Origin of the sequence: Clostridium psychrophilum (assembly GCF_018861705.1) — a bacterium.
Classification (GTDB): Bacteria; Bacillota; Clostridia; order Clostridiales; family Clostridiaceae; genus Clostridium_AD; species Clostridium_AD psychrophilum.
Genome location: NZ_JAHLEC010000144.1, coordinates 1 through 6,698 on the forward strand (window position 1 = coordinate 1; position 6,698 = coordinate 6,698).

5 protein-coding genes are annotated in these 6,698 nt (G+C 31.7%); 3 read left to right on the forward strand and 2 right to left on the reverse strand.

What is annotated here, in order from left to right; all coding sequences use genetic code 11:
* Window positions 1–508 precede the first annotated feature (508 nt).
* Complete coding sequence (locus tag KPL38_RS17540) at window positions 509–748, reverse strand: hypothetical protein (protein ID WP_216290431.1); 240 nt, start codon at window positions 746–748, stop codon at window positions 509–511.
* Between the two features lie 738 nt (window positions 749–1,486).
* Between KPL38_RS17540 and KPL38_RS17545 the strand changes: the two genes are divergently transcribed.
* Together KPL38_RS17545 and KPL38_RS17550 are read left to right on the forward strand one after the other, a co-directional pair.
* Complete coding sequence (locus tag KPL38_RS17545) at window positions 1,487–1,714, forward strand: helix-turn-helix transcriptional regulator (protein WP_216290432.1); 228 nt, start codon at window positions 1,487–1,489, stop codon at window positions 1,712–1,714.
* Window positions 1,704–2,120, forward strand: a complete 417-nt coding sequence (locus KPL38_RS17550; protein ID WP_216290433.1) for a DUF2178 domain-containing protein — start codon at window positions 1,704–1,706, stop codon at window positions 2,118–2,120. The genes KPL38_RS17545 and KPL38_RS17550 overlap by 11 nt, the downstream gene beginning before the upstream one ends.
* A gap of 157 nt (window positions 2,121–2,277) precedes the next feature.
* Here the strand turns inward: KPL38_RS17550 and KPL38_RS17555 are convergent, their stop codons facing one another.
* On the reverse strand, window positions 2,278–3,501 hold the full coding sequence (locus KPL38_RS17555; protein ID WP_216290434.1) for a PucR family transcriptional regulator: 1,224 nt from the start codon (window positions 3,499–3,501) through the stop codon (window positions 2,278–2,280).
* 207 nt (window positions 3,502–3,708) lie between these two features.
* Between KPL38_RS17555 and KPL38_RS17560 the strand changes: the two genes are divergently transcribed.
* Window positions 3,709–5,625, forward strand: coding sequence for an NAD(P)/FAD-dependent oxidoreductase (locus KPL38_RS17560; RefSeq protein ID WP_216290435.1), 1,917 nt, complete (start codon window positions 3,709–3,711; stop codon window positions 5,623–5,625).
* The last annotated feature ends 1,073 nt before the right edge of the window (window positions 5,626–6,698 follow it).

A 6,698-nucleotide genomic window follows, 5' to 3' on the forward strand; every position in this document is an offset into this window, starting at 1 on the left:
AAATATGTGTCTTTGAATCCAATAAAAGAAGAAGAACTTCTCATTATAGAAAAGGCATCATCATAAAAAAATTAAATGTATAAATTGCGACAACTATGTTGACAAACTCCGAAAGAGAGTGTCGAAAAAGAAAATAAGTGAGTTAAGACTGGTATTTCAAATAAACTCTGGATGAAATTCAAGGATTAAAATATTTAAAGAAGATGAAATCGTATATGGTATTTTTTTAGCTACAATTAAACAATCCGAATTGTACAATCAAATAACACAAAACTAATGCTTAAACTCTAGAGTAATCGGGGGCTTAATATTTGTCTGATTTAATAAGGCTATTCAAAATTATACCAATAACTACGAGCATTATATATAATATTACTCTTGCTGAGTTTAGCATGACCATCAATTTTTAATACTCGACCGTAGGGTGTTTTTGTGTTATTTATATAAGTTATATTCAAACAGAAAATTTAAAGATAAAATCGTTGCATTATTTCAAATAAGCAATTTATCACATCTGTGATGAACTTATTATCAACAAAATTCCTGAGATTATTATATATAAATAATTGTTTTTTATCTTTTGATTTTTCTCTTTATATACAGTTAACTTTGTAATGAATTTTATGCTCAATCCAAGCAGTATAGTCATAATTCCTCCACTTAACAAGAAATAAGTTATGCTTTTTGTTAGAATACTAACCAATAATATAGGAATTAAATATAAAATAATCGTATTTAATTTATTCATTTTGATTCCCTCCTTGACTTTCCTAAAGGTATATAGCAACAATTTTTCAATAACTAGTATAACTGATTGGGTACAATACGGAATTATTTTTTCTTATACATGTATTGTTTAATTATTTCAGTAGGTATTATGAATAATATTATTGTCACTATATAATAGATTAATTTATTATATGGTAATAAAATACTTGTCGTAAATGCTAATACAATTATAAAACATATAAAAATTATAAGAACCCCTAAGACAGTTTTATGTTTATGCATTATGAGTACTCCTTACAATTATGGGTAGTTTTGATTATCCTGCCAAAATGTATATTAGTTACAAAATATATTATTAATGTGGATTTTGTGCGTTTTGAATTCTTTATAATGACATTCTTGAGGTACGGAAACTATTCATGTAAAAATGGACCATATCCTATTTTATGTAACAATTCAAGTCTTCTTATTGAAATTTCACCAAACTAGAATTCAAGATAACGTTTATTATGTTGTATGGTTTTTATGGATTAAAACTGCAAAATTCCTTATATGTAATATATACTATATATAGTATAATTAAGAAAAAAGGTTAATTATTACTTGAAGAAAAGTTTTTGTGAAAGCATTTCACATAATATGTATATTAACAAATTCAACTGGTAATCAGTTGGATTTTTGAATTGATATTTTGAATAATACATGGTAATGTGAAGCTAGCTTCACATAAAGCTAACTTCATGAAAGAAGGGTAATAATGAAAAATAGAGTTCGTGAACTCAGAAAGAAATATAATATGACTCAACAACAATTAGCTGATGCAGTGTATGTTTCTGCAAGAACAATTATTTCTCTGGAGCAAGGCCAATATAACCCATCGATCATGTTAGCGTATCGAATTACAATCATCCTTGCCACAACTATTGAAGATCTATATTGCCTTGAACAAAATAAAAGAAAGGAGGATGAACATCATGACGATTAAAAATCATAGAAATATGTTGAATGCAATTTTAGGACTTGTTTTATTGGTTGGATGTATTTATGTTTTGGTTAGCGAAGGATTGCAAGTAAAATACCTTATTGGATCCGTACTTTCTGTTGGGTTGATAGTGGTTAATTTTATCTGGGGAGGAAGAGAAGAAGGAGTTGAAGAAATGATTATAGGTCAAGCCGATGAACGTGATTTGTATAATGCTATGAAGAGTAGTCGAGCTGCTTTAAGAATCACAAATGACATTTGTTTTATATCAGCTATTATTTTCTTTTTGATCTATGCAATTGCTAAAATAGACATCTATTTGAATATTGGGATGACATTATTCGTAGTTATTGTTGTGATGTTTATAGCTTTTCTGCTATGCGATCATTACTATGAAAAACATAATTGAGGAAGCTTATAAGCATTATAAATAGTTTAATATTTGTAATCATTTAACATTTCTCATAAACAGTTAATCAATCGCAAATTTGAAATTGATGTACTGGCGTAATAAATTTCAAATTTGATTGGTACAAACAATAGGGGGAGGAATGTTATGTGAATATTTATTTCAAGTAAAAGCTTAAGATGAGATGTGCGCAGGTAGTCTGGTTATCAAGGTTAATATCCGTAAGTTGTACAATTCGGTTTAGACGATAAAGCAGGGTATTTCTATGAATATTAAGAGCCTTGCTTGTTTTTGTGCTATTGCACATCGAGGTCATGTAGGTTTTTAGGGTTGTCAAATATTCGGTACCATTTAGATTATCATGTTTTTCAAGTATTGAAAGAGTGGGATGCATGTAATTTTGTGGTTCCATGTGTGTACGAACAGTTGATAAAATATTTTCAAGCACTAGATTATTATAGACGGAAATCATAGGACATTTCGGATTTAATTTACCTAGAGTAAGTGCATGTTTTGCTTGGTAAAGGTAAGGTCTAAGGTCCAAAAGGTTATCGAACCTGTCGCTTATTCCGGCAAGAAGATGCAGTTCCACAAGTATGGGTTTAAGCATTTGCATTTGTGCTTTGACAAAAGAATCCATCATAGATTTTGTGTTTACTGTTGTAATGAGTAAATATATGCATTCGTCAAAAACTATGGATAATACTGAGGGAAGCTTTTTTTCAAATTGTTGATGTATATATTGAAGGAGAACAGAGTCTATGGTTGCCCGAGTGGGTTGTATAGCAAGCAGACAATAGCCTTTAGATAACGTTAAATTAACATGGCTACTCCATTCTTTAAGTTGGTTTTGGTTGTTAATATGTCCATGGAACAATTCAGAAAGAAACACATTTTGTAGTGGAAGAAGTTCTGAAGAAAATTTCATTATGCGGCTAAATTCCATGGCAAAGGCTTGGACGATTATATCTGCTGATGCTAAATCTTCTTGTGCACATTTTCCATCAGGATAGAGTATGCCCATGTAGCCCTTAATTTGTCCATTAACACGGACACTTACCATTATTCTTGGTAAGTTTGCTACCATCCCCCAGTCGACCAAGAAGGCACGGTTGTTTTCTCTGTTAGTTTTAACATAGTTGTCATTATCAAAGTCCCAAATCATTTCAGATGGTACGAGATTTTCCTTAAGCAGAGTATCCCGGATAGGGTCGCCTAGAGGACAGTGTGGCACCTGAGAAAGCACTTTATATTCTACATCAATAAGGACAATGGGATGTTTCATATAGCTGTAGGCAGCCTTTGTTATTTCTTCAAATCCACCCTTTGAAAGCGCATCAAAGAGGAGTTTATATAATTCTTGTATAATATTTGTAATCATGAACATCCCTCCATGTATATTTATTTTATTTCCATATTAGTATCATATTATATACTCATTTTAGCATAAATAAGTGTGTTGTGCAGCTGCATAAATATGAGGTAAAAAATTCTATGGACTGCACATTGTAAACGATTGAATTTCTAGCTATAATTTAGATATAAGGTACTAATAAATAAAAAAATTATACTAAAAAGGAGTGAAAACATGTTAAAACTATTTGAAAAAACAAATATTGGAAGGATGAAATTAAAAAACAGAATAGTCATGGCTCCAATGGGAACAACAGCAGATGTAGATGGAGGGTACAATGAAAGATCAATCAATTACTTCGTTGAAAGGGCAAAAGGTGGTGTAGGACTAATTATTACAGGCGCCAATATAGTCTCCACTAAATATGAAGATCGTCCATGTAATCAGTTGGACAACTTTCACCAGGTAGACCGTCTTGGATTATTGGCTGATAAGGTACATCAGTATGGAGCAAAACTTTGTGTTCAAATTACACCAGGCCTTGGAAGAATGGTATTTACAGATCCATTCACAGCTCCATATTCAGCTAGTGCAGTTAAGTCATTTTGGTTTCCAGACCTTATATGTAAAGAACTTTCAGTAGGCGACATTCATTTCCTTGTGGAGAAAATGGGATACAGCGCAAGTCTTGCGAAAGCAGCCGGAGCAGATGCTGTTGAACTTCATGCATATGGTGGATACCTAATAGATCAGTTCCACTCAAGACAATGGAATATAAGAACTGATGAATATGGTGGAAATCTTGAGGCGAGAATGAAATTTACAAAAGAGATTATAGCAGAAGTCAAGAAGAATTGCGGAGATGATTTTCCTGTTCTTGTAAAATATACCCCCTATCATGGGGTAGAGGGTGGACGAGAACTTGCTGAAGGCCTAGATATGGCAAAGATACTAGAAAAAGCAGGCGCCACCGCAATACATGTGGACGTTGGATGTTATGAAGCTTGGTATAAGGCTATTTCTACAGTATATGAGGAAGAAGGACATCAAATTCCTATATTTGAAGCAGTTAAAAAAGTTGTAACAATACCTGTAATAGGACAAGGAAAGTTGTTTAATCCAGAACTTGCAGAAGCTGTACTTGAAGATAATAAGACTGATTTTGTAGCTCTTGGACATCAGATGCTTGCAGATCCTGATTGGCCTAATAAGGTTAAAGCAGGAAAAAACTATGACATAATTCCTTGCATAGGCTGTAATGAATGCTTAAATGCAGGCTTTTCCGGAAAATGTTGGTCATGTTCAGTTAATCCTAGCACCTATCATGAAGCTGATTATCCATTGCCAGAAGAAGGTGAGAAGAGATCTGTACTTGTTATAGGTGGAGGACCTGGGGGCATGGAAGCTGCAATTACTGCTAAAAAGAGAGGCTATGATGTTGAACTTTGGGAGAAATCATCAAAACTAGGTGGAACACTTCTTGCAGCAGGTGCGCCTTCATTTAAAAAGGATGTCATAAATCTTGTTTCATACTTGGTGAACATGACCTATCGCGTAGGTGTTAATGTTAAGACGATGAAGGATACTAATGTGAAAGAGATAATAGCAAAGAGTTTTGATAAAGTAATAGTTGCTACAGGATCTCATCCTTTAATGCCACCAATTCCAGGGATTGATTGTGTAAGCGTTAAGAGTTCCACAGAGATATTACTTGGGGAGAAGCTAAAAAAAGACGTTGTAGTAATTGGTGGAGGCCTTGTTGGATGCGAAACTGCAGCTCATATCGCTGAAACAGCTGACAATGTAACTATAATTGAAATGCTAGGCGATGTGCTCTTAACTGCAGATCATTGTAAAAACAATGATCAATCACTTAGACACCTTATTGCAAGTAGAGGTATTCATATAATTGCACCTGCTAAGGTTACAAAAATAGATGAAACTGGTGTATTCTATGAGAAAGATGGAGTTGTACGTAAAATTGCATGTGATACAGTTGTAATAGCAGCAGGCTACAAGTCCAACAATTCACTTGCAAGTGAATTGGAAGACAGGGTTAAAGATCTAAGTGTTGTAGGAGATGCAACTAAGCCAAGAAAGATAATGACTGCAATCCACGAAGGTTATCACGCAATTAGACTTATGAACTAAAGAATAATATATTAGATTAATATAAATATTTACAAGGTCCCCTAAGGTAGGGGACCTAATTTTTTTACTTGCAGGATATTCTTAGTTTTTACATTATAAGATAATAAATAAGAAATTATAAAAATTGCTAAACAACCGACAGCAATAATCTTATATAATTATAATTATCGTTCATAATTATTTTAATAAGGATTAGTTAGAAGAGTCAAGATTATGAATTATTAAATCATCTTCTGGGTCGCGGTAAGATCTATTAAAGAGATGCAAATAGATCTGAAAGAGATGAATCATCTCATCGAGGTCGCTGTAACGACTTCAATTTACTTGAAAATTGATTTAATGAAGATTGTTTAATAAAAAGATTTAGCGTTATGAATTGAGATTTATCTAAGAGATTATGAGTACAATAAGAAGTTAAGATAATTCACATATTTCGTATATTGTACAATCAGGAAGTTTTAAGGGGGATACTATTACATGAAAAAATTTAATGCCAGTAACTTAAACTTTTTTTCAGGAATTTTATTTGCAATTGCATCAATAATATATTTTAGTTCCAATAATAAAGCACAAGGAATTATATTAGAGTTGTAATTATGACAGAATATTTATCGTAGAATGAAGTTTGATTTTAGAAGCAGTAATTAAAATAATATAATAGAGATATTATTAAGTATATATGAAGATTGAAAAATGAGTTTAAATTTAACAATGTGGACACAGGTTTGGTTTTGAAAGATATTCTATATCAAAAATACAAAATAGCAAAAAAACGAAACCTAACAAAATGAGCTTTTAATTATTTTCAACATTTTTGAACATTAAATACAAAAATAATTTGGCTTGAAATTCTTCAGGATATCGAATTTATGGTGAAAAAGAAGTTGATATATTACAAATAGTATAATTAATAAGTTTTTGTGCGTACTGGTAATAAACTGTAAACTTTGATTATTATAAACATAGCTGATTGCGAAACCCTAAAAGATTTTAGTGAAATATCTATCTAAAATTTTAGCGAATTTAATAAGCATTAACTTAATCATAAAAAAATGACTATGCTATTAAAGATT

Bases quoted from the DNA above. Each gene is read 5' to 3' on its own strand.
- KPL38_RS17540 (WP_216290431.1), bottom strand. From the start codon at position 748: ATGAATAAATTAAATACGATTATTTTATATTTAATTCCTATATTATTG.
- KPL38_RS17545 (WP_216290432.1), top strand. From the start codon at position 1,487: ATGAAAAATAGAGTTCGTGAACTCAGAAAGAAATATAATATGACTCAA.
- KPL38_RS17550 (WP_216290433.1), top strand. From the start codon at position 1,704: ATGACGATTAAAAATCATAGAAATATGTTGAATGCAATTTTAGGACTT.
- KPL38_RS17555 (WP_216290434.1), bottom strand. From the start codon at position 3,501: ATGATTACAAATATTATACAAGAATTATATAAACTCCTCTTTGATGCG.
- KPL38_RS17560 (WP_216290435.1), top strand. From the start codon at position 3,709: ATGTTAAAACTATTTGAAAAAACAAATATTGGAAGGATGAAATTAAAA.